We start from the raw sequence: 24,630 nt of genomic DNA on the forward strand, positions 1-24,630 counted from the left end.
CGCGTGGGCCCCGGGAGAGATCAGGAAAGGATCAGGTGCCGCGCGCCAGCGCCGCCACGCCGGTGCGGGCGATCTCGTTCAAGCCGAGCGGCCGCATGAGATCGGCGAAGGCATCGACCTTCTCCGGCGTGCCGGTGATCTGGAAGACGAAGCTCTCGAGCGTCGAGTCGACCACCTGGGCGCGGAAGATGTCGGCCAGCCGCAGCGCCTCGACGCGCTTGTCGCCGCTGCCCGAGACCTTCAGGAGCGCCAGTTCGCGCTCGACCGAGCGGCCCTCGACGGTGAGGTCATGCACCTCGTGCACCGGCACGATGCGCCCGAGCTGCGCCTTGATCTGCTCGATCACCTGCGGGGTGCCGGTGGTCACGATGGTGATGCGCGACTGGTGCCCCTCGTGGTCGATCTCGGCCACGGTCAGGCTGTCGATGTTGTAGCCGCGCCCCGAGAACAGCCCGATCACCCGTGCCAGCACGCCCGGCTCGTTGTCGACGATGACCGCCAGGGTGTGGGTCTCGATCACCTCCGAGAAGGTGGGGCGCAGGTTGTAGGCCGAATGCTTGGTCGAGCCCTTCTTGATCTTCAGTGCGGACATGTGGGTTCCTGGTCTTCTGTCTGGATCTGGCCGGAGTTGCGCTTGCGGCGGCAGGGGGACGCGGGGGCCCCCCTGCGATGGCTCACACCATGACCGCGCCCGAGGCGCCGATGGCGTCCTTGGTCGAGGCCTCGCCCAAGAGCATCTTGTTGTGCGGCTCGCCCGAGGGGATCATCGGGAAGCAGTTCTCGTGCTTCTCGACCACGCAGTCGAAGATCACCGGCCCGTCGTGGTTGATCATCTCCAGGATCGCCTCGTCGAGGTCGGCGGGATCGTCGCACTGGATGCCCTTGGCCCCGAAGGCCTCGGCCAGCTTCACGAAGTCCGGCAGCGCCTCGGACCAGGAGTGCGAATAGCGCTCGCCGTGCAGGAGCTCCTGCCACTGGCGCACCATGCCCAGGCGCTCGTTGTTGAGGATGAACTGCTTGACCGGCAGGCGGAACTGCACCGCGGTGCCCATCTCCTGCATGTTCATCAGCCAGGAGGCCTCGCCCGCGACATTGATCACCAGCGCCTCGGGATGGGCGGTCTGCACCCCGATCGAGGCCGGGAAGCCGTAGCCCATGGTCCCGAGCCCGCCCGAGGTCATCCAGCGGTTCGGATCTTCGAAGCCCAGGTATTGCGCGGCCCACATCTGGTGCTGGCCGACCTCGGTCGCGATGTAGCGGTCGCGGTCCTTGGTCAGCGCCTCGAGCCGCTGCAGCGCGTGCTGCGGCTTGATGGTCTTGGCCGAGGGCTTGAAGGACAGGCAGTCGACCTTCTTCCAGTCCTCGATCGAGGCCCACCAGCGTTGCAGCCCCTCGCGGTTGATCTTGCGGCCGCGCGACTTCCAGACCTTGAGCACGTCCTCGAGGACATGGGCCACGTCGCCGATGATCGGCATGTCGGTGCGGATCACCTTGTTGATCGACGAGGGGTCGATGTCGATATGGGCCTTCTGCGAGTTCGGTGAGAAGGCGTCGATGCGGCCGGTGATCCGGTCGTCGAAACGGGCGCCGACGTTGATCATCAGGTCGCAGCCGTGCATCGCCAGGTTGGCCTCGTAGAGCCCGTGCATCCCCAGCATGCCCAGCCAGTGCCGCCCCGAGGCCGGGTAGGCGCCGAGGCCCATCAGCGTCGAGGTGATCGGAATGCCGGTGGCATCGACCAGCTCGCGCAACAGCTGGCTCGCCGCCGGGCCCGAGTTGATCACCCCGCCGCCGGTGTAGAAGACCGGCCGCTCGGCGTTCTCGATCGCCTCGACGAGGCGGGTGATCATCTCCATGTCGCCCTTGACCTGCGGCTGGTAGCGCCGGGTCTTGGCCTGGGCCTTGGGCTGGTAGGCGGCGCTGGCGAACTGCACATCCTTGGGGATGTCCACGAGCACCGGCCCGGGCCGGCCGTTGGTCGCCACGTGGAAGGCCTCGTGGATCGTCGCCGAGAGCTTGTTGGTGTCGTCCACCAGCCAGTTGTGCTTGGTGCAGGGGCGGGTGATGCCGACGGTATCGGCCTCCTGGAAGGCGTCCGAGCCGATCATGAAGGTCGGCACCTGGCCGGTCAGAACCACGATCGGGATCGAATCCATCAGCGCATCCGTCAGCCCGGTCACCGCGTTGGTGGCCCCGGGCCCCGAGGTCACGAGGCAGACGCCCGGCTTGCCGGTCGCGCGGGCATAGCCCTCGGCGGCATGGACCGCGCCCTGCTCGTGGCGCACCAGGATGTGGCGGATGTCGTTCTGCTGGAAGATCTCGTCGTAGATCGGTAGCACGGCGCCGCCGGGATAGCCGAATACCGTGTCCACGCCCTGGTCCTTGAGGGCCTGAACAACCATCTTCGCTCCGGTCATCGCCTTGGTCATCGATCTACTCCGTTAAAGGCGTTTCGTCTTGCGCGCATAAAAAAGCCCCCGGGGGTCCGAGGGCGCATGGGGTACCGTTATGGTGTCCGTTACCGGCCCATGCGCCATGTCCTTACGATAAGTACGAGAATGCCGGTCATCCGGGCGCTCCTGACTGCGTGCCTGATCCGTTTACGGTCGCGCCGGGCCGTGGTCAACCGCGAAAGCGCAGAAAATGTTGCCGCGCGGGGGCGGATTTCTTTGCGATAGTTGCGTCTCTGCGGGGTGGGGCGACGGATTGGGAAAGGAGGGCTGACCTTTCGCGGGCTTGTTTTGGGGCCGTGATGGCCCATCACCGCTAACCTAGCGTGTGGAGCGGGAACACGGAGCCAGTTCCTGGCTGCCATGCGGGTCGCGGGATCGGCACCGCATGGCGCGCAGGCCACTGCACGGTTTTCTAAGACGCGAAAGAATATGACCGGACGGCGCGTCGATGCGCCCATGATCGACAGCAAAGGCGCTCCGTTCTGACCCGATCGTCACGCCACAGCCTGGCGACGCGAACACCACTGTCTCCGAGGACTGCTCAGCCCTCGAGGCTCAGGCGCGCGTTGATGCGTTGCGCGGCGGGGGCGGCGGCGAACCAGGCGCGCGCGTCCTCAAGCGCCGCCTGCACCTTGCCGGGCTGCGCCTCGAGCGCGCTTTGCATTTCGGCGGCGCGGTAGAGCCCGCCGATCGAGGGAGGCGGCAACTCGCGCTTCTGCAGCGCCTGGCGCGTCACCCGCAGGCGCGCGGCCACATCGCCCTGGCTGACCAGATCGGGCTTCACCTCGCGCAGCCGCGTGCCTTCCGGCAGGGCGGAGAGCGCGGCCTGCATTGCGTCGGAGATCACCGCCTCGGCCTCGTCGCCCGCGCGGGTGAAGGCGAGGCCCAGCATCCCCGGCGCACCGAAGCCGATCAGCGCGTCGTCGCAGCCGGCCTCGAAAAGCGCATCGGTCAGGGCGTCCTGGTCCAGGTCCTTGCGGGGCAGGGCGAAGACCAGGTCGAACTCGAACTCGGTGGCGTCACTCATGGGCTTACTCACGGGCTCACTCTTGCGATTTGTCCCGGGCGATGACGCAGCCCTGCGCCTTACGCAGAAGCTGGCGGGCATGGGACGTCGGGTTGCGCGGGGTGCTCCAGACCTGGTTCTGGCAGAACACCCCGTTGCGGCACAGGTCCTTGGCGTTTTCGGGACAGCGCACCATGCCCCAGGCATGGGCGCTGCGGCCCTTGGATTTCCGAACCGACCACCCGAGGTCCTCCAGCGCGCGCAGCGCCTCTTCGATGGTCCGGTCCGGGTGTTTCGGTCGCCGCAATATGTAGCCTCCGGCTGATGGGTTGTCAACTGACAACTTTAAGACCGAAGGCAGAGGGCTCCGGGCGCGCGCACAGTCACGCCCTTCGTCTAAACGGCAGATACCTAAAGGTTTCGTTAACTCTGTGGGATCGAGGCGAGACAGGGCCGAGCGAAACTCCACGGCGCCGAACTAGCCGACTGCTAAGCCATCACAGTGCCGGACCAAATGACGGCAAAGCCCGCAGGTCCGCCGTGTCACAGCGCACAGCGACAAAGACCTACCCCCGCCGCCGTCTCCGGCGGCCGCCTTCGCGGTCGGCGCCGGCGCCGAAGCTGACCTGGGGCAGGGTGACCAGCCGCGCGAGCTCGGGGAAGGCGTCGGTCTTGTGCGGGATCGCGTTGGCGGCGACGAAATGCTCCTGGAAGCGCGGCTCGATGGCGGTCTCGACCTTGGTGATCTCGCGCACCATGCGCTCGATCTCGGCGCGGCGGGCGATGTTGCAGAGCGCGATGCGCGCGCCGGTGCCCGCGGCGTTGCCCGCACTCGTCACCTTGTCGAGCGGCACGTCGGGGATCATCCCCAGCACCATGGCGTGGCGCGGCGAGATATGCGCGCCGAAGGCCCCGGCGAGGACCACGCGGTCGACCTTCTCGACCCCGCGTTCGTCCATCAGGAGCCGCGCGCCCGCGTAAAGCGCCGATTTCGCCAGCTGGATCGCGCGGATGTCGCCCTGGGTCACGGTGATGCGCGGGCCACCCTCGGCGCTGGCGTCCCAGATCAGGTATTCATGCGTCCGCCCCTCGGGCACGCAGCGCGCCGAGCCCGTCTGCTCGGCCGAGCCGATCAGCCCCGAGGGGTCCATCAGCCCCGCGATGCGCAGTTCCGCCACCGCCTCGATGATGCCCGAGCCGCAGATGCCGGTGATGCCCGAGGCGCCGACCTCCTCGAGGAAGCCCGGCTCGTCGGACCAGAGCCCGCAGCCGATCACCCGGAAGCGCGGCTCCTTGGTCTCGGGGTCGATGCGGATCGCCTCGATGGCGCCCGGCGCGGCGCGTTGGCCCGAGGAGATCTGCGCCCCCTCGAAGGCCGGGCCGGTGGGCGAGGAACAGGCCAGCACCCGCGAGGTGTCGCCGAGGAGGATCTCGGCGTTGGTGCCGACATCGACCATGAGCACCAGGTCCTCGGATTTGCCGGGCTCTTCGGAGAGCGCCACTGCCGCCGCATCGGCGCCGACGTGGCCCGCGATGCAGGGCAACACGTAGACCCGCGCGGCGTCGCGCAGCTGGCCGAGGTCGAGATCCCGCGCCGTCAGCCGCGCGCTTTCCGAGGTCGCCAGCGCGAAGGGCGCCTGGCCCAGTTCCACCGGGTCGAGGCCCAGGAGCAGGTGATGCATCACCGGGTTGCAGACGAAGGTCAGCTCCAGGATATGCGCCGGGTCGATGCCCGCTTCGCCGGCGATCTCGACCGCGAGCCGGTCGATGGCCTCGCGCACGGCGCGGGTCATCTCCTGGTCGCCGCCGGGGTTCATCATCGCGTAGGAGACCCGGCTCATCAGGTCCTCGCCGAAGCGGATCTGCGGGTTCATCAGCCCCGAGGAGGCGATCACCGCGCCGGTGTCGAGGTCGGTCAGATGCGCTGCGATGGTGGTCGAGCCGAGGTCGATGGCGAGCCCGTAGAGCCCCGCCTCGTGGAAGCCCGGAAACAGCGCGGTAAGCTTGTGCGCCCCGCCCGCGTGGTCGCGGTAAAGCGCGGCGGTGACCTTCCAGCCGCCCTTGCGCAGGGTCGGCTGCAGGCTCGCCATGACCGAAAGGTCGGCCTCGAGCCGCTCGATGCCCCATTCGCGGCGCAGCGCCGTCTCCAGCCGCTGCAGATCGCCCGAGGGCTCGTGCATGTCGGGCTCGGAGACCTCGACGTAATAGAGCCGGGTGGCGGGATCCATGGGGATCGCCCGGGCGCTGGCGGCCTTGCGCACGATCTGCCGGTGCACCTGGCTTTCGGGCGGCACGTCGATCACGACGTCGCCGCGGATCTCGGCCTGGCAGCCGAGCCGCCGCCCGGGCTTCAGCCCGCGCTTCTCGTCGTAGCGCGCCTCGACCCGGTTCCAGTCAGACAGCGCCTCCTCGCGCGAGGTCAGCCCGTGTTTCGAGAACTCCCCGAAGGAGGGCGCGACCTGGCACTTCGAGCAGATGCCACGGCCGCCGCAGACCGAATCGAGATCGACGCCGAGCTTGCGCGCGGCGGTCAGGACGGGGGTGCCCACGGGGAAGCGGCCTCGCTTGCCCGAGGGGGTGAAGACGACGAGGGGATCTTGGCTCATGGACTCCTCTCGGGGGCGCATTCGTTGCGCGCACCATATGAGGTTTTGCGGGAAGTGAAAGCCGCCCGCGCGGGCTGCGGCCTCACGCCTCGTCGAGCCAGCGCAGCACCTCGCCGCGGTTGCCGTCGAGATCGGGCGCCGGGCCCCGGGCCGAGCGGTCCTCGGCACCCGAGATCTTGATCGGGTTGCCGGGGGCGAGATGCGCCTTGCGGCCGTTGCGGTCGAGCACGTCGACCACCATGGTCCGGGCCAGGAGTTGGGGGTCCTTAATCGCCTGGTCGAGGCTTTGGATCGGCGCGGCGGGGATGCCGGCGGCGGTGAGCTTCTGCAGCCAGTGGCTGCGGGTCTGCTCGAGCGTCACCGCCTCGATCAGCCGCTTCAGGAGCCGCGCGTTGGCGCAGCGCGCCTCGGCGCGGGCAAAGCGGGGATCCTCGCTGAGCGGCAGCGCCAGCGCGATGCAGAGCTTCTCGAAGAGCTTGTCGCTGGCCGCGGCCAGGACGAAGGCGCCGTCGGCGGCCTCCAGCGTCTCGACCGGGGCGAAGGGCGGCGGGGCGCCTTCCTCGGGGGTCTTGCTGCCCGCCGCCGCGGCGGCGAAGGCGGGACCGAGAAGCGCAAACTCCGTGTCGAGGAGCGAGACATCGACCCGACGCCCGCGCCCGGTGGTGCTGCGGTCGTAAAGGGCGGCCAGCACCCCTTGCGCGAGGTAGAGCCCCGCGACCTCGGCCTGGCCGGTGTGGCCCTGGCCCATCTGGCCCGCGCGGGCCGCGGCGATGCCGCTGTAGCCCGGCCGGGTGGCCTCGGGCCCGGTCTGACCGAAGCCCGAGAGGGCGCCGTAGATCAGCCCGGGGTAGGCCGCGTGCAGCGCCTCCCAGCCGTAGCCCAGCCGTTCGAGCGCGCCGGGGCGGAAGTTTTCCAGAAGCACGTCGGCGCGGGCCAGGAGCCGCTCGAAGGTGACGCGGTCCGTCTCGCTGCGCAGGTCCAGCGCGATCGAGGCCTTGCCGTGGTTCTGGGCGGCGAACAGCGCGCTCTTGCCGCTCTTGAAGGGCGGCACGGCGCGGCCGGCGTCGCCTGTCCCGGGGCGTTCGACCTTGATGACCTTAGCGCCCAGCTCGCCCAGGCTCAGCGCCGCGAAGGGGCCTCCGCGCGCCTGGGTGAGATCGAGGATGACAAGGCCGTTGAGCGGCTGCGGCATGAGGGTGAGGGTCCGGTGGGGGCTGGAGTCTCCCTTCCGTTTGAACGCCCCTCGGCGCCGGAGTTCAAGCCCCCGCGCGCGGTGTGAGGCGGCGGGTTGCCGCCGAGCCGCGGGCAGGGCGGGGGCAGGGTGGGGATCTCGGTTGTGTTGTGGAGGTGCGATTGAGGGGCGCGGTGTGGGTCAAGCGGGGAGGCGGGACGAGCAGGGGCAGGGCTGAGAGAGTGTGTGAGTGGGTTGGTGGACCGGCGGCGCTGGGATGCATGTGAACGGGTAAGGGGCGACAATCTGCGGGCCGCCTATTTCCAAAGCCAAGGAGACCGGCTCGGTCCTCCGAGCCATCGCCGCGAGCGACCCGTCCCGCTGCCCAAACTTTGAGCGCTTACATCCCGCTCAGCCGCCCGCCGCGCGGGCGTGGAAGATGAAGCCAAGCGTGTTCATCAGCACCTGCGCCGCGAGGATCGAGGTTACGCCTGCCGGGTCATAGGCCGGGGCGACCTCGACGAGATCGAGGCCCACGACCTCGTTCTGCCGGGCGATCTCCTGCAGGAGCTCCAGCACCTCGTAGTAGAGAAAGCCGCCATGTGAGGGCGTGCCCGTGCCGGGCGCGATCGAGGGACAGAAGGCGTCGATGTCGAGCGTGACATAGACCCGCGCGCCCCGCGGCACCCGCGCCGCCGTCGCCCGCGGCCCGAGCTTGCGCACCTGCCGCACCGAAAGGATGTCCGAGCCCATTCCGCGCGCGTCGTCGTAGCCCTCCTTGGCGGTGGAGGAGACATTGCGGATCCCGAGCTGCGTCAGCCCCGAGACATAGGGCCGCTCCGCCGCCCGCCGCATCGGGTTGCCGTGGCCGTGCCTTACGCCGTGACGCTCGTCGACGAAGTCGAGATGGGCGTCGATCTGCAGGATATGGATGTCGCCCTGGTCGTCGAAGGCGCGCAGGCAGGGGATGTTGACCGAGTGGTCGCCGCCGATCACCACCGGCAGGGCGGCGGCATTGAGCGCCGCGCGCACGCCGGTCTCGATGTTGTCGTGGCTCTGCTGGGTGTCGGTGTGGATGATGTCGGCGTCGCCCATGTCGACGATCTGCACGTCGGGCCCGAGGTAGGTGGCGTCGTCCTCGTGGTCGTAGGCGCCGGAATGGCCGAAGGAGAAGAGCGTCGAGGCCTCGCGCACCGCCCGCGGCCCGAAGCGCGCGCCCGGCCGCCACTGGGTGCCCCCGTCGAAGGGCGCGCCGAGGATCGCCGCATCGGCGTCGAGCCGGTTCCAGTCGGGCTCGAAGGGTTTCTTGGCGAAGGTGCAGATGCCGGTGAAGGGCAGGTTCAGCCGGCCGGTGTCGTAGCCATGGGTCATGGGAGGGAGTTTTGAGCGCGGTGGGCGGGGCTGGCAAGGGGGGAGTGGGGGGATGGACGTGCGGGGCGCGGAGGAGGTGGCCGCGGGAGCGGAGAAGGCGGCGGGTCGTCTGATCTGTGGGAGCCGGGAGGCATGGGAGGAGCATGTGTTTTAAGTTTTGGTGCCGCTGGCAGAGGCGTGCTCTGAACCTCCTGCGCAACTTAAACCCATCGCTCCCTTCCCACGCACCCCCTTGCGCCCGAACAGCATCGAAGATGCCGGGCGCGCGCCGGACCGGCCCCTTGGGCCGGCGCTCCTTGGAGTGGCGCGCTTAGCTTGTCTTTCGTCCTGACCTTGCTGAGATAAAGCGCTTCGCTCAGAGGTCAGCAGCGCCGGCCCCCGGTCCGGCGCGCGCCCTCTGGAAGCGCTTGTTGAGAGCGGGAGGGCCGATTGGTCTCGGGCGGATCACGAAATCTGAAGGCAGCCTTGTCTTCTATGTTTTTTGCGCGCTGCGCAGCGGCTTTCTCTGAACCCCATTCGCAATCTACGCCAATCATTCGCTTCCCTCGCGCCTCCTTGCGCCCGAATAGCACCGAAGGTGCCGGGCGCGCGCCGGACCGGCCCCTTGGGCCGGCGCTTCTTGGGGTGGCGTGCTAAGATCGTCGCTAGTCCTGCCCTTGCTGGGAAAAAGCGCCTCGCTCGGAGGTCAGCAGCGCCGACCCCCGGTCCGGCGCGCCCTCTGGTGGGGCGCGTTGAGATGGGGGCGGGGGCGAGGCCGGGGGCTGATGCGGGCCGTCTCTGCGCGACCCGGCCACACCCGTTCCGCTCAAGACACCCCAGCCCACAACCCGCGCCGCCACCGCAAAGCCACCACCCCACGCCCCCAATCCGCAAACCGAACCCGACCACCCCCATCCACCCCACCAGATTTTCCCCGAATGCGCCTTTCCAATCCTTCGGTCGCGTGCGATAGGGAAGCGCCAAACGAGGCTCCAACCCGAGAGGTCTGCTCATGGAGATTCGCGAGGCGCTCACCTTCGACGATGTTCTGCTTCTGCCCGGCGCAAGCGAGGTCCTGCCCTCGACCGCCGACACCCGCACGCGCGTGACCAGGGCGGTGTCGCTGAACATCCCGCTCCTGTCCTCGGCCATGGACACCGTGACCGAGAGCCGCATGGCGATCACCATGGCCCAGGCGGGCGGCATCGGGGTGATCCACAAGAACCTCTCGGTCGAGGAACAGGCCCGCGAGGTCCGCCGGGTGAAGCGCTTCGAAAGCGGCATCGTCTACAACCCGATCACGCTGACGCCGAACCAGACGCTGGGCGACGCCCGCGCCCTGACCGAGCGCTACGGCTTCACCGGCTTCCCCGTCGTCGACGAGGCTCACCGCCTGGTCGGCATCGTGACCAACCGCGACATGCGCTTTGCCGAACGCGACGACACGCCGGTGCACGCGATGATGACCTCGGAGCGGCTGGCGGTGCTGACCGAACCCGCCGACCGGCAGGAGGCGATCAACCTGATGAAGGCGCGGCGGATCGAAAAGCTGCTCGTGACCGACGCCCAGGGCAAGCTCACCGGTCTCCTGACCCTGAAGGACACCGAACAGTCCGTGGTCAACCCCACCGCCTGCAAGGACGGGCTTGGACGGCTGCGCGTCGCTGCGGCCACCTCGGTCGGCGACAGCGGCTTCGAGCGCACCGAGGCGCTGGTCGACGCCGAGGTCGACATCGTGGTGATCGACACCGCGCATGGCCACAGCCGCGGCGTGATCGAGGCGGTGAGCCGGGCCAAGCGGCTCTCCAACGAGGTCCAGGTCATCGCCGGCAATGTCGCCACCGCCGAGGCCACCCGGGCGCTGATCGACGCGGGCGCCGATGCGGTCAAGGTCGGCATCGGGCCGGGCTCGATCTGCACCACCCGGATGGTCGCCGGCGTCGGCGTGCCGCAGCTCACCGCGATCATGGAATGCGCCGAGGCGGCCGGCGACGTGCCGATCATCGCCGACGGCGGCATCAAGTTCTCGGGCGATTTCGCCAAGGCCATCGCCGCCGGCGCCTCCTGCGCCATGGTGGGCTCGATGCTGGCGGGCAGCGACGAGAGCCCGGGCGAGGTGATCCTCTACCAGGGCCGCTCCTTCAAGGCCTACCGCGGCATGGGCTCCATGGGCGCCATGGCGCGCGGCTCGGCCGACCGCTACTTCCAGAAGGACGCCGCCACCGACAAGCTCGTCCCCGAGGGTATCGAGGGCCAGGTCCCCTACAAGGGCGCCGCGGGCACCGTGCTGCACCAGCTCGTCGGCGGGTTGCGCGCCGCCATGGGCTACACCGGCAATGCCACCGTCGAGGACATGCGCCGCGGCTGCCGCTTCGTGCGGATCACCAACGCGGGCCTGCGCGAGAGCCACGTGCACGACGTGGCGATCACGCGGGAGTCTCCGAATTATAGAATAGGATAATCAAGGACTTACGGGTGTCTTGAGGGAGTGGCTCGCCGCGGAACGTCCGCGAACATGGACAGAACGAACCCTGAACTGGACAAAGCATCAGCTCGATAGCTGATGCGGAAAGAGATAGTGTAGCGTGGTGGCTGATGCGATCCGCCTCGTGGCAGAGCCTCTGGATGTGCGAGCACCCGGAGCTGAGAAGGTGCTTAACTACGACCAGGTCCACTGGCGTTCGTTGCCCATTTTGACCGTTCCTATCTTTTCGGTGAAGGAGCGTTTCCCGGCCAGCGTCTTCATGGAAGTCCTACGCGACGAATGACGACTCGGAGACCCGGCTCGCCCTATTCGGCGGCGCCGATCCCGCAAACTCCAGGGACCTGTGCATATCGGGAGCGGCCGTTGCCACGCGGGTATCCGATCGAAGCGTTATACCCGCAAACCATGGACTTTGTGAGCCTTCGGTCGCCTTGATTGCTCTTTCTCACCATCGCAGTATTGCCTCGGTGGGAGCCGAGAAAGTGAAACCGTCGAGGTGTTACGTCGGGTGCTGCGGATTTCAGCGAAGAGGGTGCCCTCCAAAAGTGACGCGAGATCTCCGCGCCTCGGCGCATGAAACCAGGCCGAAGGCGCGGTCGACTGCATGAACCTAAAGTCTCTTCAGCTCTTTCGGCAGATCGTGCTGACCGGCTCGCTGGCCGAGGCGTCGCGCCAGCTCAATGTCTCGGCCTCGGCGGCCAGCCGGCTGTTGTCGCTGCTGGAGCAGGAGCTCGATATCTCTCTGTTCAGCCGCGAAAAGCGCCAGCTCGTGCTCACCGATGACGGCGATATCTTCTACCGGCGGGTGGTGCAGACGCTCGACGGGCTCGATGAAATCCCCACGCTGGCCGCCGATATCCGAAATCGCTCGCACCGTCGGCTGTCCCTGGTCACGGCCGCGCCGATCGCCCGCTCGCTGGTGTCTCCGGCGCTGGCGCATATGGAGGCCGGGGGGCGCTCGATGCAGTGTTCGCTCAACGTCGAGACCCGCTTCGACATCGAAAGCAAGGTGGCCGCTCGCAGCTACAACCTGGGCCTCATCTCGCTGCCGGTCGAGAACGCGATCCTGGATGTCGACGTGGAGCCGATCCTCGAGGCGGGCACCGAGGTGCTGATGCCGTCCGATCACCCGTTGGCGGCGCGCGACGAGCTGACGGTCGAGGACATCGCCCACGAGCGCTTCGTCGCTCTGCGGCCCGGGCAGCGCTGGCGCGACCGGCTGGACCAGGTGCTCGGCGTCAGCGGGTATGAGCCGCAGGTGGCGGTCGAGACGAGCTCCAGCATCGTGGCGCTGCAACTCGTGCGCGACAGGCTGGGGATCACCCTGACCGACCGCGCCTCGGTCGAGCTGTTGCCCGGCGACCAGGCGGTGCTGCGCCCGTTGGTCGGCCCGCGTCCGGTCACCTATGCGGCGATCCATGCGCCGGGGCCGCGCGCGCCCCTGGCGACGGCCTTTCTCGACGCGGTGAGCGCGGTGATCGAGGCGCGGCGCGCCGCCGATCCGGCGGCCGCTGCCATGCTCGAGCTGATCTGACGGCTCAGCCGCGAAGTGCTGCAGCACGCGCCTTGGCGGTTTCGGCCAGGCGCCGCGCGATGGCGGCGCTTTGGCCGGTGTAGCCCGCGGGATCGAGAAGCGCCTGCACTTCGGCCTCGCCCAGGGCGCGCACCTCGGGGTGTTCGAGCAGCCGGGTTTCCAGCGCGCAGCCGCTCGCCAGCGCCTCCTCTACGGCGTGATGCACGAGGTCATGCGCCTCCGCCCGCCCGGTCGCGGGCGCCAGCGCCATCATCAGCCGCTCGGTGGCGACCAGCCCGCCCGAGCGCATCAGGTTCTCGCGCATCTGCTCCGGGTGGACCTCGATCCGGTCGAGCAGCCGTGCGAGGTCGCGGGCCACGGTCCAGCCAAGGGGCAGGGCGGTGTCGATCACCGAGGACAGCAGGTGGTTCGCCGCGGCGTCGCCCTCGTGGCTGGTCAAACCCGCCTCCATCGCAGGCGCCGCCTGAGAGCGGAGCCGCGCGCAGTCGGCCTGGAGCCGGACCACGTGCTTGGGATTGACCTTGTGCGGCATGGTGGAGCTACCGACGACGCCCTCGTCGAGACGTTCGCTGAGCTCGCCGATCTCCTCGGTCATGAGGGTGTAGGCCTCGCGGGCGATGCGTTCGGTCGTCATCCCGAACATCCCGAGTTGCATCACGAACTCGACGAAGAGGTCGTTCACCGTTCGGCCAGGCACCGCGAGCTCGCCCAGGTCCAGCTCGCGCGCAAGCGCCGTCATGAGCGCGGGACCATCCTCGCCGTAGCCATGGAAGGCGCCCACGGCGCCGCCGAAGGGCAGCCGGAACGCGCGCCGCCCGGCATCGTCCAGGCGGTCGGCCGCGCGGGTCAGCTCTTCGATCCAGCCGGCGATTTTGAACCCGAAGGTGATCGGCACAGCGTGGCGGCGGTTGGTGCGCCCGGCCATCGGCGTCTCCGCATGGCTCAAGGCCAGCGCGGCCAGCCGGTCGAAGGCCTCGGCGAGGGCCTGATCGAGCCCCCGGCGGGCACGGCGGATCAGCAGGAGCCGTCCGGTCTGCATGACGTTCTGCGTCGTGGCCCCCCAATGCACGTAGCGGCCCGCGTCGCCCGCATCCTCGGCAAGGCAACGGGTCAGCGACAGGACCGGGGCCATGGTGCGAGAGATGGAGGCGCGCATGCGATCCTCGCCGATCGCCTCGATCCGGGCGTGGCGGCTGATGTCCTCGGCCGCCCAGGCCGGGATCATGCCGATCTCTGCCTGCGCGCGGGCGAGGGCGGCCTCGACGTCGAGCCACGATTGCCAGAGCGAGGCTTGGGAGAACAGCGTCTCCGGCGTGACGGTCTGCGCGCGGTCGTGTTTCATGGCGCCATTTCCTCGCTCGCTGCCTCGTCGTGTTCGAACCTCGGCGCCGCCGCGAGAAGGCGCCTGGTGTAGGTCGTTTGGGGCCGAACCAGCACATCCTCGGCCAGCCCGGTCTCGATCAACTGCCCGTTCAGCATCACCGCGACACGGGTGGCGATCTGGTGGACCACCGCCATGTCATGCGTGATGAGCAGGCAGGTCAGGCCCAGATCGAGCTGCAACTCGCTGAGAAGGTTCAGGATCTGCGCCTGCACGCTGACATCGAGCGCGGAGGTCGGCTCGTCGCAGACCAGCATCCGCGGGTCGGTGACCAGCGCGCGGGCGATGGCGACCCGCTGTCTTTGCCCGCCCGACAGCTGCGACGGATAGGAGTGCAGAAGGCGGTCCGGCAGGCGCACGAGCTCCATCATCTCGCGCGCCTTTTTGCGGCGCGACCCGGCGTCGCCTTCGCCGCGCAGGGCCAGCGGGCGGGCGATGATCTCGGCCAGGGTTCGGCGTGGGTTGAGCGAGGAGTAGGGGTCCTGGAAGATCGGTTGCACGCGGCCGGCCCGGTCCATCGGGGCCATGTCAGAGACGGGGATGCCGTCGAGCAGGATCTCCCCGGAGGTCGGCGCATCGAGGCCGAGCAACATGCGCGCGAGCGTCGATTTGCCCGAGCCGCTTTCGCCCACGAGGGCGAGGATCTCGCCCCGGTGCACGCTGAGGTCGACATTGTCGACGGCGCGGATTTCGTGCGGAGGGCCGAACAGACCCTTGCGGCTTTGGAAGACCCGGCTGACGCCACGGGCCTCGAGCGCGGTCTCGGCAGCACCGGTCCGCGCGCGCTCGATCACCTCGGGGGCCTGCTGTGCCGCGCGCAGCTCGGCGTCGGCCAGCACGCAGCGCCGCCAGTGACCCGCGTCTCCCTGCACCGGCGGGCGGGACACGGTGCATTCGGGCCGGGCCTGTGCGCAGCGCGGCGCGAAGACGCACGACCGGGGGCGCGCATAGAGCGACGGCACCGTGCCGGGGATCGCCTCGAGCTTGCGCACCGGGCCGTCGGTGCGCGGGATCGCTCCGAGAAGCGCGCGGGTATAGGGGTGGCGCGGTTCGCGCAGCACGGAGGCGGCCGCGCCGGATTCCACCACCTCGCCGCCATACATCACCGCGACGCGGTCGACGTTGCGGGCCACCACGGCCAGGTCGTGGGTGATGAGGATCATGCCCATGCCCATCTCGCGGCGCAGATCGGCCAGCAGTTCCATGATCTGGGCCTGCACCGTGACGTCGAGGGCGGTCGTGGGCTCGTCCGCGATCAGCAGGTCCGGCTCCATCATCAGCGCCATCGCGATCATCACGCGCTGGCGCTGCCCGCCCGAGAGCTGGTGGGGATACTGCGCCATGCGGGCCCTGGGCTCGGGGATGCCGACGCGGTCCAGGAGCTCGATGGCGCGCTCCCGGGCTGCAGAGGCCGAGAGCTTGCCGCTCCGGACGCTCGCCTCGGTCAGCTGCCGCCCGATCCGGTAGACCGGGTTCAGCGAGGTCATGGGTTCCTGGAAGATCATGCCCAGTTTCGGGCCCAGGTAGTCGCGGGCGAATGTCGCCTCGTCCACCCGAGTGAGCTCCGTGCCGTCGAAGCGCATCGCATCGGCCGTCATGCCCGCGCGCCGTGGCAGGAGCCGCATCAGCGCCAGGGCGGACATGGACTTGCCCGAGCCGCTTTCGCCGACGATGCCGAGGCTCTCGCCACGGTCGAGGCTGAGCGAGACGTCGCGCACCGCGTGCAGCGGGCCGGCCGGCAGGTCGAGGGAGACGGACAGGTTGTCGATCTCGAGCATGGTCATATCAGTTCCTCCCGTCGGGCGAGGTCACGTCGCGCAGGCCGTCGCCAAGAAGGTTGGCGCCGATCACCAGCGCGAAGAGGCAGAGGCCGGGCAGCACCACCAGCCAGGGGCGGTAGAACATCGCCTGTTTACCCTCGGCGATCATGAGGCCCCAGGAGGGCATCGGCGGCTGGATCCCAACGCCGAGGAAGGACAGGCTCGATTCCGCGAGGATCGCGATGCCGAGCTCGAAGGTGAAGATCACGATGATCGCGCTGACCAGGTTGGGCAGGATCTCGTGGCGGATCACCTGGCCGGGGCTGGCGCCCGCGGCCTGCGCGGCGGCGACGAAGTCCAGGCTGCGGATGCGCTGGGTCGCGGCGCGGGTGACCACCAGGTAATAGGTCCAGTGCAGCACACCCACGATGCAGATCACCACCCAGACCGACGGGCCGATGATGAAGACCAGCGCCATGGCCAGGAGCAGCCCGGGCAGCGCCAGCTGGGCGGTCAGAAGGAAGCTCACCGCGTGGTCGATCCAGCCGCCGAAATAGCCCGCGACCACGCCCAGGGTGACGCCGATCACCATGCCGATGCAGGCGGCGCCGAGGCCGATCATCAGCGAGATACGCGCGCCGTAGATCAGCCGGCTCAGGTAGTCGCGGCCGTTCTGGTCGGTGCCAAGCAGGTATTCCGGGTTGCCGCCCTCGGCCCAGACGGGCGGCAGCATCCGCGCGCTCAGCGACTGGGCGAAGGGATCATGCGGCGCGAGCAGCGGCGCGAAGATCGCCACCAGCACCAGAAGCGCGATGATCGTGCCGCCAATCAAGAGCCCGCCGTGGCCGCGCGCCCGGGTCAGGGCCAGCCGGCGTGGCGTCGGCGGCAGAGCCTCGGGGGTGCGCTGGGTGGCCTCGGCGGCGCTTTCCGCGGCCAGGGGCTGGGTCGGGTCGGTCTGGGCGGGGGTGGTCCGGGTCAGGCTCATCCGATGCGGATCCTCGGGTCCAGGGCAGCGTTCAGGATGTCGGCCAGGAGGTTCATGGCCACGAAGACGAGGGCGAAGACGAAGATCAGCATCTGCACCGTGGGGATGTCCGAGCCGAGGATCGACTCGAGCGCCAGCCGCCCCAGCCCGTTGATGGCGAAGATGCTCTCGGTGATCACCGAGCCGCCGAACTTCTGGCCGAGCTGCACCGCCAGCACCGAGACGACCGGCAGGATGGCGTTGCGCATGGCGTGGCGGGTCAAAAGCGGCATGCCGCGGAACCCCTTGGAGCGGGCAGTGCGGATGTAGTCGCTGTCCATCACCTCGATGAGGCCGGTGCGCGTCAGGCGCATCACCGCGGGCACCGAGCTGGCGCCCAGCACGAAGGCGGGCAGGACGAAGTGCAGCCAGGTGTCGTCGCCCGAGACCGGGAAGATCGGTACGGTCACGGCGAAGAGGATGATCATGATCAGCCCGAGCCAGAAGTTCGGCACCGCCTGCGCGGAGACCGCGACGCCGAGCGCGAAGCGATCGGCCCAGGAGTTGGGCTTGAGCGCCGCCAAGGCCCCCAGCGGGATCGAGATCAGGATGGTCACCGAAAGCGCCGAAAGGGCCAGCGCGATGGTCGTCGGTGCGCGGGAGGCGACCAGTTCCGCCACCGGCTTGTTCCAGTAGTAGCTTTCGCCGAAATCGCCGGTCAGCACGCCGCCGAGCCAGTCGAAATAGCGCGTGGCGAGCGGCCGATCGAGCCCGTAGGTCTCGCGGATCTGCGCCAGCACCTCCGGAGTCGCGTCCTCGCCGGCGATGGCATAGGCGGGGTCGGTCGCGACATTCAGCAGGAAGAAGGTCGCCAGCGAGACCGTGAAGGCCACCGCGAGCGCCAGCGCGCCGCGTTGCAGGATGTATCTGAGCATGTGGTCTCCTCCGCCTCGTGCTGGTCCCGCGCCATCATGGGCGCGGGACCATGTCAGGTCACTTCCAGGACGCGTTGTCGAGACGCGGCAGCCCGTCGGGGCTGAGAGGGAAGTCGAGGTCGGGGTTCACGAGGTAGTTCTGCGAATAGGAGAACAGCGGCGCCCAATAGGCCTGATCGGCGATGGTCGTGAGGGCCTCCTCGTATAGCGCCTTGCGCTGCTCGGGGTCCGCGGTCTGCTCGGCGGCGAGCACGGTTTCGGTCAGCTCCGCGTCGCCGGAGAGATTGCGGTCGCTGTCGCTCGAGAAATGCACGCGGGCGATGGCCGCGGTATCGGCGGTGCCGCCCGAGCCCCAGGTCCCGAAATAGGCCGGGATCTCCTGCTGCGCGCGCGCCTGGTTGAGCGAGGCGAGCTTCACGTAGCGCAGGTTCACGTCGATGCCGACGGCCTCGAGATCGGCGGCGATGGCCTCGGCCGCGGGCTTGTCGCGGTAGGCCCAGAGCTCCAGCGGGAAGCCATCGGGATAACCGGCCTCGGCAAGGAGCGCGCGCGCTTTCTCGGGGTCGTAGGGATAGGCCGCGATATCCTCGGTGCAGCCGAACTGCGCCGGGTGGCAGGGCGTGTGGATGCCCTCGGAGGAGCCGCCGATGAGGTATTCGGCCATCTCCTCGCGGTTCAGCGCGTGGTTGACCGCCTGCCGGACCTTCACGTTGGTCAGCGGGCCGTCCGCGTCGGTGTAGCCGGCTGCATCGAGGACCAGGAAGCCGACGCGCAGGTCGGGGCCGGAGAGATGCGTCGCCTGCGGCGTGCTGCCAAGGGATTCCGCCACGTCGAGCGGCACCTTGAACATCCAGTCGACACCGCCGGACATCAGCTCGGCCTGCTGGGTGCCAATGTCGGGCAGGTTGCGCACCACGACATTCTCGATCGCCGGTGCCTCGCCCCAATAGGCGTCGAAGCGCTCCAGAACGACCTCCTGGCCCGGCTCGAAGGACACGACCCGGTAGGGGCCCGCGCCGATCAGGTCGATGGCCATCGCGCTTTCGTCGATCTCGCCGCCCTCGGTGCGATAGGCGCCTTCGGGGCGCAGTTTCACCCGCTGCGCCATGTCGCGCAGAACCAGCGGATAGACGGTCTTCAGGTGAAAGCGCAGCGACAGGTCGCCGGTCACCTCGACGCGGTCGAGCCAGCGCTCGATGGTGCCCTTGGCCTGGGCTTCGCTCTCCTCGGAGACGATCCAGTTGTAGGTATAGGCGACGTCCTCGGCGGTGAGCGCGGAGCCGTCGTGGAAGGTCACGCCCTCGCGCAGGGTCACGTCCAGCGTGGTGTCGTCGACCCAGCTCCACTCGGTGGCGACGGCCGGCGCGAACTCCTGCGTCTCGGGGTCGAGATCGAAGAGCGTCGCGTCGGTCAACTCCGCCATGATGATGTATTCGCGCTTGGTCGTGTAGTTGTAGTCGAGGTTCAGGATTTCCTCGGCCAGGGCGACGCGCATGGTGTCGTCCTGCTTTCCCGCCGTGGCGGCAAGGGGAACTGCCCACGCGAAGGCGGTGCAGAGGGCCGTGGCGGCAACGGTGGTTCTAAGCATGTCACTCCTCCCAGAGATGCGGATGCCCGGACCCTACGGTGTCGTGAGAGATGCTAAAACTGCAATGATTGGACGTATAGTTGCAGAAATTGGATGGGAGGTGGGGGATTGGTCTCGGCGACTCGCGCTCGGTCAGGTCTTGTTTTGAGCAAACCCGAGCATTGCCATGGGAGTGGTGCGTCTCATGTGCGGTCTGGGGTTCTCTCGGGGTCCGGTTGCGGCCCATACCGGACATTTATGCGAGCATCCGTCGCTGCAAAGTAGCAACTTAAGGTCGCCAATTCGAGGGGCCTCTCAACAAGCCTTATTGGGCCTGTGCGCGCAGTGCTGACCCAAGAGAAACTCAGCCTTGGGTTGTAGAGACCCCTTGGCCAGGGATACTTGATCTGCATAGATAAGGTCTTGGGGCGGCACGCAAACGCGACAAGCCCAATGTAGTTTCAACGAAGGTGATGTATGGTCGAGGAAGGGCCGCCGAAGAAGAAAATTAAAAGGCGCAAGGGAAACACCCTCGAAAGATGGGAAGTCGCATTGGTCAAGGCGATGCTCGGCAAAGACGAGTACAATGACCAAGATATTCTGGCGTATTTCACTCGACCAACGAGGTCGGTAAATCATCGGCTCATTGGCGAAATTCGAACTGAAGCGAAGCACAAGGCAGTCAAAGCTGCGGCAGATGAAAATCTTGAAGCATTTCTTGTAACTTGGCCGGATATTGACCACGAAACTGGCTTGAGCCTTCGTGGAGATGAATTATTGATCAAGGCCCGCGAAGCCATGATTTCAGCTATCCAAACTTTTAACGCTGGCGGGTTCACGTTCCGATCCGAACTTTTCATCGTGGCTGCGATGATTACATGACATACCTTTTGCATGCATGGTTCAAGCGCGAGGGCGTGGACTACAAATACCCTGGGCGAAAAAAAGGCGAGTGAAGATAAATACTGGGATCTTGCTCATTGCTTGAAGCAAGGAAAATGCCCGGCAAAAGGTGGCGTCGCCAAGAACCTCGAATTTCTGATCGAGATTCGAAACGAAATTGAGCACCGGACAACTAGCCGAATTGACGACGCCCTTGGCGCCAAGCTGTAATCCTGTGCGTTGAATTTCAATGACCTCCTCAAGAAGGAATTTGGTGCTCAGTATGGCCTAGAAAAAACGTCTCCCAATCGCACTCCAGTTCGTCTCTTTCGGAACCGAGCAGATATCTGCCTTGAAGAAAGCTTCTGGCCTGCCAAAAAGCCTTGAAACGACCATTGATGCCTTCGAGAACGGGCTGACCGACGAGCAGATGAAGGATCCAGCTTATAGAACGTCATACGGCTTTGTGCCAATGACAGCTAAAAAGCCAGGGGCTGCAGACGTAGCTGTGTCGATCGTTGCCTCCGGAAGCGACGAAGCGAATAAAATCGAGAGGATAATGTTGAAGGAGGTCACCAAGGCTCGCCTCCCGCCAGGGAAGGTGGTCGAGAAAGTCAATGCTGCTGGCATTCCAAACTTTAAAATGCATGACCATATCGTTCTTTGGAAAAAACTTGACGGCAAGAATCCGGGTAAAGGATATGGATGCCAGGGCGACTATAAGGGAACGTGGGTTTGGTTTGACCGTTGGGTCGACCGGGTAATTGAGCATTGCGAGCAAGAAGGAGAGAGATATCGGTAAGGTTGCATGCCCTGCTTGTGACCTGTTTCTGCGCACTGCTGCCGTTCATGACAAGCGCAGCAAATGACCGCGCCCAGCCCGAAGTGACCATGGCGGCCTCCGGCCTGTGTCGGACAGTTGGCCGATCCGCCCCCGAGACCATGTCCGGACTAAAGCGGACCGCGGTTCGGTCTTCAGTATGCTGCATCGCCACCCTCAATGCGGCCTTTTATGCTACGCGCCTGAATGACTGGCAACAGGACAGCGCTACTGGGGAACATTCGATCAAATCCGGTTGCGTGGCCCCCGCATTCGGTGCCCGGGCGGCCCTAATCGCGTCAGCCGCCCACGATGTGAGGTGAAGCGTGCGTCGTTGGTTCGAGCGGACTGCCGTCGTTCTCGGTAGCATGGCGGTCAAAGGTCTTGAATCCTGCCGGCAAGATCGTCCCTGGCTGGGCCTCGGAGACGAAGATATGTTTGGTATTTTCTGTTGTTGCCGACACAGCCGAAGGCATATCCAACGTTCCTGCATAGATGCCGATGCGATCGGGCCAGCGCTCGAAGGTCAAGGCCAGCTTGGTGCCGCAGTCCGGACAGAAATGAACAATTATTTCCTTACCGCTTCCCTCCGAGGGGAGGGCAAAAATAGTGGGCTGCGCGTTTTTGAATGCGAATGAAGAGCGCTCGAAGATCGGCTCGATCATCCGGTCCGATCCCGTGGCGCGCTGGCAGAACCGGCAATAGCAAACAGTGATCCAAAGAGGGTCATCACCTGTGTCGTAGCTGATTTTGCCGCAAAGACAGCGGCCTTCGTGTCCAGCAGACATGTTCCTCTCCCTTGTCCGCGCGGAGCAGATAGATCGCGGTCATTAGTAGACCCCGAAAGATCTTCATCAGCAATACGCTAAGTGGATTGATTATTGGAATCTCAACTTTCTGTATGGAAAGCGCGCTTCCTGAGAGAATTTCCGTTGCCCGGCCCACCATTGAAACGCCCTCACTGCGCGGCAAAAATCATGCAGGGTCGGAGATTTACCTTCCCTTAGGTTATGGCCGCGTCAACCCAGAAGGTTTCGGTCGATATTTAGTGTCGAGCGGCAGCGTGGAGGCCATAAGAGGTTCAAGCGCTGGCGTGGTGGTGTGATCGGAAACTCCGTTGAGGACGGGTACCCGAGCGCTGAAGGCGGGTGCTCGATGTTGTAGTGGTTGCGCCAGCGCCCGATCTCGTCCCGGGCATGAGACAGCGAGCGGAACCAGTGCAGGTTCGGGCACTCGGCGCAGAGCTTGCCGTCGAAACTCTTGTCGACGAGACGATCGAGACCGAGACCTATTTCGACGGCTATTTCGCCCCGGATCAGGGTGATGTCGGCACTGTCCGCGAGATCCCCATTCTCACCCACCACGGACGCGCGCTGGCGGCGCTCTTTGAATAACTGGAGCCCCTGATCGAGCTCCGCCAAGAGGCGCGCGACTTGCTCCGGGCAAAGTGCCTGTTGGCGAGCCTCCTTTAGGGCGCATTCCAGCGGCGGCGTCGAGGCCGCCGCACGGGCCTCGCCCCAGATTCCTCATGGTCAGCCCGTCGAGACGCTTGGGGCAGATCCAACCAGCATCAAATCTGAGTGCCTTGGCCCAAGAGAGGCGTCTCAGAACCCAACGATGCCACCGAGAACCAGGAGCGGAAGGAGGCCGAGGAAGATGTCCATATCGGCCCCGTCCTCGCCGCCATCGCCGCCGCCATCGCCACCCTCAGAGCTCCCGTCGTCTGTCTCGACCACTTCGGCAGGGGCGGGATCGTCAATCATCAGTTCCTCATAGAGCGAGGGTTCTTCTGACGCGGCAGCGGCGGCCATGACCGGCGCGAAGTCTTCGGTGGGCACGACCCCGGAGAGAGTGATCTCAAGGATCTCGCCTGGCGCCAGCGTTGCGGTGATCACGCCATCTTCGAGCACCTCTTCCTCCGCCAGGAGCTCCAGGCGGGCTTGGGAGTCGGTGTCCCCCGGCGCGTCCCCTTCGGCGACGCCGAGCTGGCGCGCGCTGACGGCTTGTTGGTCGACGACCAGCCCGGAGATATCGATCTTGGTGGTCTGGGTTTCGAAACGGCTGGTGGAGGCGATGTAGAAGACGATGTCCTCGGCGTCGGTGAAGCCGTGCACGTCGATCCCGTCCAGGCGATATTCGGTCTCCCTGTCGTCGGGTAGGAAGTCGATGGCGGTCTTGCCGGGAAGACTTTCCGACATCATCGCGAACATCTCACCTGGTGCGGTGGGATCGTCGTGTTCGGTCTCGCCCGAAAGGGCATTGCGGGTGTTCTGAATGAGAGGCCAGACATGGGCGGCATCCACGCCGGTGTCGAGGAAGACCTCGAGCATATTGAGCATCTCGTGCGCTTGATAGAGGCCGTAGTCCTCGGTGCGATCGAGCGCCTCGGTCGTGGATTTCTGGTTCCACTCGGTGACGTGGATTTCGAGGTCGGGGTCGACCTCGTGCCAGGTATTCTCGATCTGGGTGATGTCGTTGTAGCGCGAGTTCTCGATTTCCGGGGCCTTGGAGAAGACGTGGGCCGTGACCCCGTCCACCTCGTCCAGCGCGCCGGCATCCTCGAACCCCTGGATGACGATCTCGTTGTTGACGAGCTGCCAGTTGATCCGGCCGCTGCCCGAGACGGCCTCCTCGGCCGTCAGCTCGAGCCCGTAGGTCTCGTTGAGGTCGGCGAGGATCTCTTCGTTGGAAAGCCCGGCGTAGTCGTCCTCGAGATCGGCGTGATCGTAGTTCTGCCCCATCTGCACGATGATGTCGGTCTCGACCGGCGTTCCGGTCTCCTCCGCGATGCGCGCGAGCTCGTCGTCGATGATCTCGGTCATCTCGGCGGCCAGGCGGCCGTATTCGGCCGAGTTCATCCGCCCGGCCCCCCAGTATTCGTTGCCGATCTCGAAGGCGGCGATGGTGGCATCCCCGTATTCCCCGGTCACGGTGTCGCGCACGAAATCGCGCAGTTCCGCCTCGTCGATATCCGGCAGGCGATTGCCGAGCTCGTCGAGTTCGGTCTCGGACAGCGCGGTGCGGGTCGGGATGACCAGGGTCACCGGCTGTCCGGTCGCCGCGGCGTAGCCCATCAGGTCAGAGATCGGCATGAAGTCGATCTCCTCGCCGGTCTCGTTGTCGGTGACGCGGGCAGCATCGGGGTCGCCGATGTCGAAATAGGCCTCGGTCAGGGAGCCGCCCGGATAGCGCAGAGCGCTGACGCCGAGCTCTTCGATGGCCTCTGCATAAGAGCCCGGGCCCGTCATCGCGGCGCGGGGAGCGAGAATATTGGCGCCGAAATGCGCATCAGTTGCGGCATGGCCGTCCAAGGAAGCCGGCAAGGGAAGCGCGGTCATATTAGACATCCAAGGCTGGTGGGGCAGAATCTTGACCGGTCCCCAATACCGTCGCGAGGGGTGACCCGGTTTGGGCGAAACTCTGGCAAAAGGATGGCGGCTCCGGTCTCGTTCACCGCGCATTCGAGGAGAGCCGGCCTTGCGGCGCGGTTTCGGCGAAGGGTTTCACGCCGTGCCAGCGTGTCGTCGGACGCGAGCAGACGCCCGGCGGTGCGCGCTATGCCGCTGCGGTGGAGCCCGGCAGTTCAGAGGGTGGTGAGAGCGGAGTAGATCGTCTCGGCAGGGCCATTCCCTCCGGCCCTGAAAGGCCAGGACCTGTCAGGCGGATCTCAGCAATCCGAGGTCGGATTGGCACTTCGCCCCACCCGCGGTCCGGAT

The 24,630-nt window shown here is 66.7% G+C and carries 19 protein-coding genes and 1 pseudogene; 5 read left to right on the top strand and 15 right to left on the bottom strand.

The features are described from left to right. Positions 1-31 precede the first annotated feature (31 nt). The 7 genes from ilvN to speB all read right to left on the bottom strand — a co-directional run bounded on the left by ilvN (position 32) and on the right by speB (position 8,607). Positions 32-592, bottom strand: a complete 561-nt coding sequence (ilvN, locus tag ACX938_RS03755; protein ID WP_232755363.1) for an acetolactate synthase small subunit — start codon at positions 590-592, stop codon at positions 32-34. Positions 593-674: 82 nt separating this feature from the next. Then, a complete protein-coding gene (locus ACX938_RS03760) occupies positions 675-2,429 on the bottom strand; it encodes an acetolactate synthase 3 large subunit (RefSeq protein WP_459430035.1) in 1,755 nt (584 codons plus the stop codon). 565 nt (positions 2,430-2,994) lie between these two features. After that, positions 2,995-3,480, bottom strand: a complete 486-nt coding sequence (locus ACX938_RS03765; RefSeq protein ID WP_459430036.1) for a hypothetical protein — start codon at positions 3,478-3,480, stop codon at positions 2,995-2,997. A 16-nt stretch (positions 3,481-3,496) separates the two neighbouring features. Beyond that, positions 3,497-3,766, bottom strand: coding sequence for a hypothetical protein (locus ACX938_RS03770; RefSeq protein WP_459430037.1), 270 nt, complete (start codon positions 3,764-3,766; stop codon positions 3,497-3,499). Between the two features lie 259 nt (positions 3,767-4,025). Continuing rightward, the gene (locus ACX938_RS03775) at positions 4,026-6,065 is read right to left on the bottom strand and encodes an ASKHA domain-containing protein (RefSeq protein ID WP_459430038.1); all 2,040 of its coding nucleotides are present in this window, start codon (positions 6,063-6,065) and stop codon (positions 4,026-4,028) included. An 82-nt stretch (positions 6,066-6,147) separates the two neighbouring features. Continuing rightward, positions 6,148-7,257: a CaiB/BaiF CoA transferase family protein gene (locus ACX938_RS03780; RefSeq protein ID WP_459430039.1), complete on the bottom strand. Its 1,110-nt coding sequence runs from the start codon at positions 7,255-7,257 to the stop codon at positions 6,148-6,150. A gap of 390 nt (positions 7,258-7,647) precedes the next feature. Further along, positions 7,648-8,607, bottom strand: a complete 960-nt coding sequence (speB, locus tag ACX938_RS03785; protein ID WP_459430040.1) for an agmatinase — start codon at positions 8,605-8,607, stop codon at positions 7,648-7,650. A gap of 991 nt (positions 8,608-9,598) precedes the next feature. Between speB and guaB the strand changes: the two genes are divergently transcribed. Continuing rightward, the gene (gene guaB, locus ACX938_RS03790) at positions 9,599-11,047 is read left to right on the top strand and encodes an IMP dehydrogenase (RefSeq protein ID WP_232755356.1); all 1,449 of its coding nucleotides are present in this window, start codon (positions 9,599-9,601) and stop codon (positions 11,045-11,047) included. A 628-nt stretch (positions 11,048-11,675) separates the two neighbouring features. Continuing rightward, positions 11,676-12,605 carry a LysR family transcriptional regulator gene (locus tag ACX938_RS03795; protein WP_459430041.1) on the top strand — a complete coding sequence of 310 codons (930 nt, stop codon included), beginning with the start codon at positions 11,676-11,678 and terminating at the stop codon, positions 12,603-12,605. A gap of 4 nt (positions 12,606-12,609) precedes the next feature. On the opposite strand, the gene ACX938_RS03800 is transcribed toward ACX938_RS03795, so the two are convergent. From ACX938_RS03800 to ACX938_RS03820, 5 genes are read right to left on the bottom strand one after another with little or no spacing between them, the layout of a single operon-like run. Then, the gene (locus ACX938_RS03800) at positions 12,610-13,947 is read right to left on the bottom strand and encodes a lyase family protein (RefSeq protein ID WP_459430042.1); all 1,338 of its coding nucleotides are present in this window, start codon (positions 13,945-13,947) and stop codon (positions 12,610-12,612) included. Beyond that, complete coding sequence (locus ACX938_RS03805; protein WP_459430043.1) at positions 13,944-15,770, bottom strand: ABC transporter ATP-binding protein; 1,827 nt, start codon at positions 15,768-15,770, stop codon at positions 13,944-13,946. The genes ACX938_RS03800 and ACX938_RS03805 overlap by 4 nt, the downstream gene beginning before the upstream one ends. Position 15,771: 1 nt before the next feature. Beyond that, on the bottom strand, positions 15,772-16,731 hold the full coding sequence (locus ACX938_RS03810; RefSeq protein WP_459430044.1) for an ABC transporter permease: 960 nt from the start codon (positions 16,729-16,731) through the stop codon (positions 15,772-15,774). Then, the gene (locus tag ACX938_RS03815; RefSeq protein ID WP_232755229.1) at positions 16,728-17,645 is read right to left on the bottom strand and encodes an ABC transporter permease; all 918 of its coding nucleotides are present in this window, start codon (positions 17,643-17,645) and stop codon (positions 16,728-16,730) included. The genes ACX938_RS03810 and ACX938_RS03815 overlap by 4 nt, the downstream gene beginning before the upstream one ends. A 58-nt stretch (positions 17,646-17,703) precedes the next feature. Next, complete coding sequence (locus tag ACX938_RS03820; protein ID WP_459430045.1) at positions 17,704-19,140, bottom strand: ABC transporter substrate-binding protein; 1,437 nt, start codon at positions 19,138-19,140, stop codon at positions 17,704-17,706. A 636-nt stretch (positions 19,141-19,776) separates the two neighbouring features. Here ACX938_RS03820 and ACX938_RS03825 point away from each other — a divergent pair. Beyond that, positions 19,777-20,325, top strand: a pseudogene (locus ACX938_RS03825) (DUF3644 domain-containing protein). Positions 20,326-20,446: 121 nt separating this feature from the next. Further along, positions 20,447-20,896 (top strand): hypothetical protein, encoded by a 450-nt coding sequence (locus ACX938_RS03830; RefSeq protein WP_459430046.1) that lies wholly within the window; start codon positions 20,447-20,449, stop codon positions 20,894-20,896. A 317-nt stretch (positions 20,897-21,213) separates the two neighbouring features. Here ACX938_RS03830 and ACX938_RS03835 read toward each other — a convergent pair whose 3' ends face one another. Both ACX938_RS03835 and ACX938_RS03840 read right to left on the bottom strand, forming a co-directional pair. Continuing rightward, a complete protein-coding gene (locus tag ACX938_RS03835) occupies positions 21,214-21,702 on the bottom strand; it encodes a GFA family protein (protein WP_459430047.1) in 489 nt (162 codons plus the stop codon). Between the two features lie 231 nt (positions 21,703-21,933). Then, complete coding sequence (locus ACX938_RS03840) at positions 21,934-22,206, bottom strand: integrase core domain-containing protein (protein ID WP_459430068.1); 273 nt, start codon at positions 22,204-22,206, stop codon at positions 21,934-21,936. Here ACX938_RS03840 and ACX938_RS03845 point away from each other — a divergent pair. Continuing rightward, entirely contained in the window at positions 22,132-22,308 is a 177-nt protein-coding gene (locus tag ACX938_RS03845; protein ID WP_459430069.1) for a hypothetical protein, read from the top strand. The genes ACX938_RS03840 and ACX938_RS03845 overlap by 75 nt on opposite strands. A gap of 210 nt (positions 22,309-22,518) precedes the next feature. On the opposite strand, the gene ACX938_RS03850 is transcribed toward ACX938_RS03845, so the two are convergent. Next, on the bottom strand, positions 22,519-24,252 hold the full coding sequence (locus tag ACX938_RS03850; protein ID WP_459430048.1) for a type I secretion protein: 1,734 nt from the start codon (positions 24,250-24,252) through the stop codon (positions 22,519-22,521). Positions 24,253-24,630 lie beyond the last annotated feature (378 nt).

The organism is Roseivivax sp. (assembly GCF_054552075.1).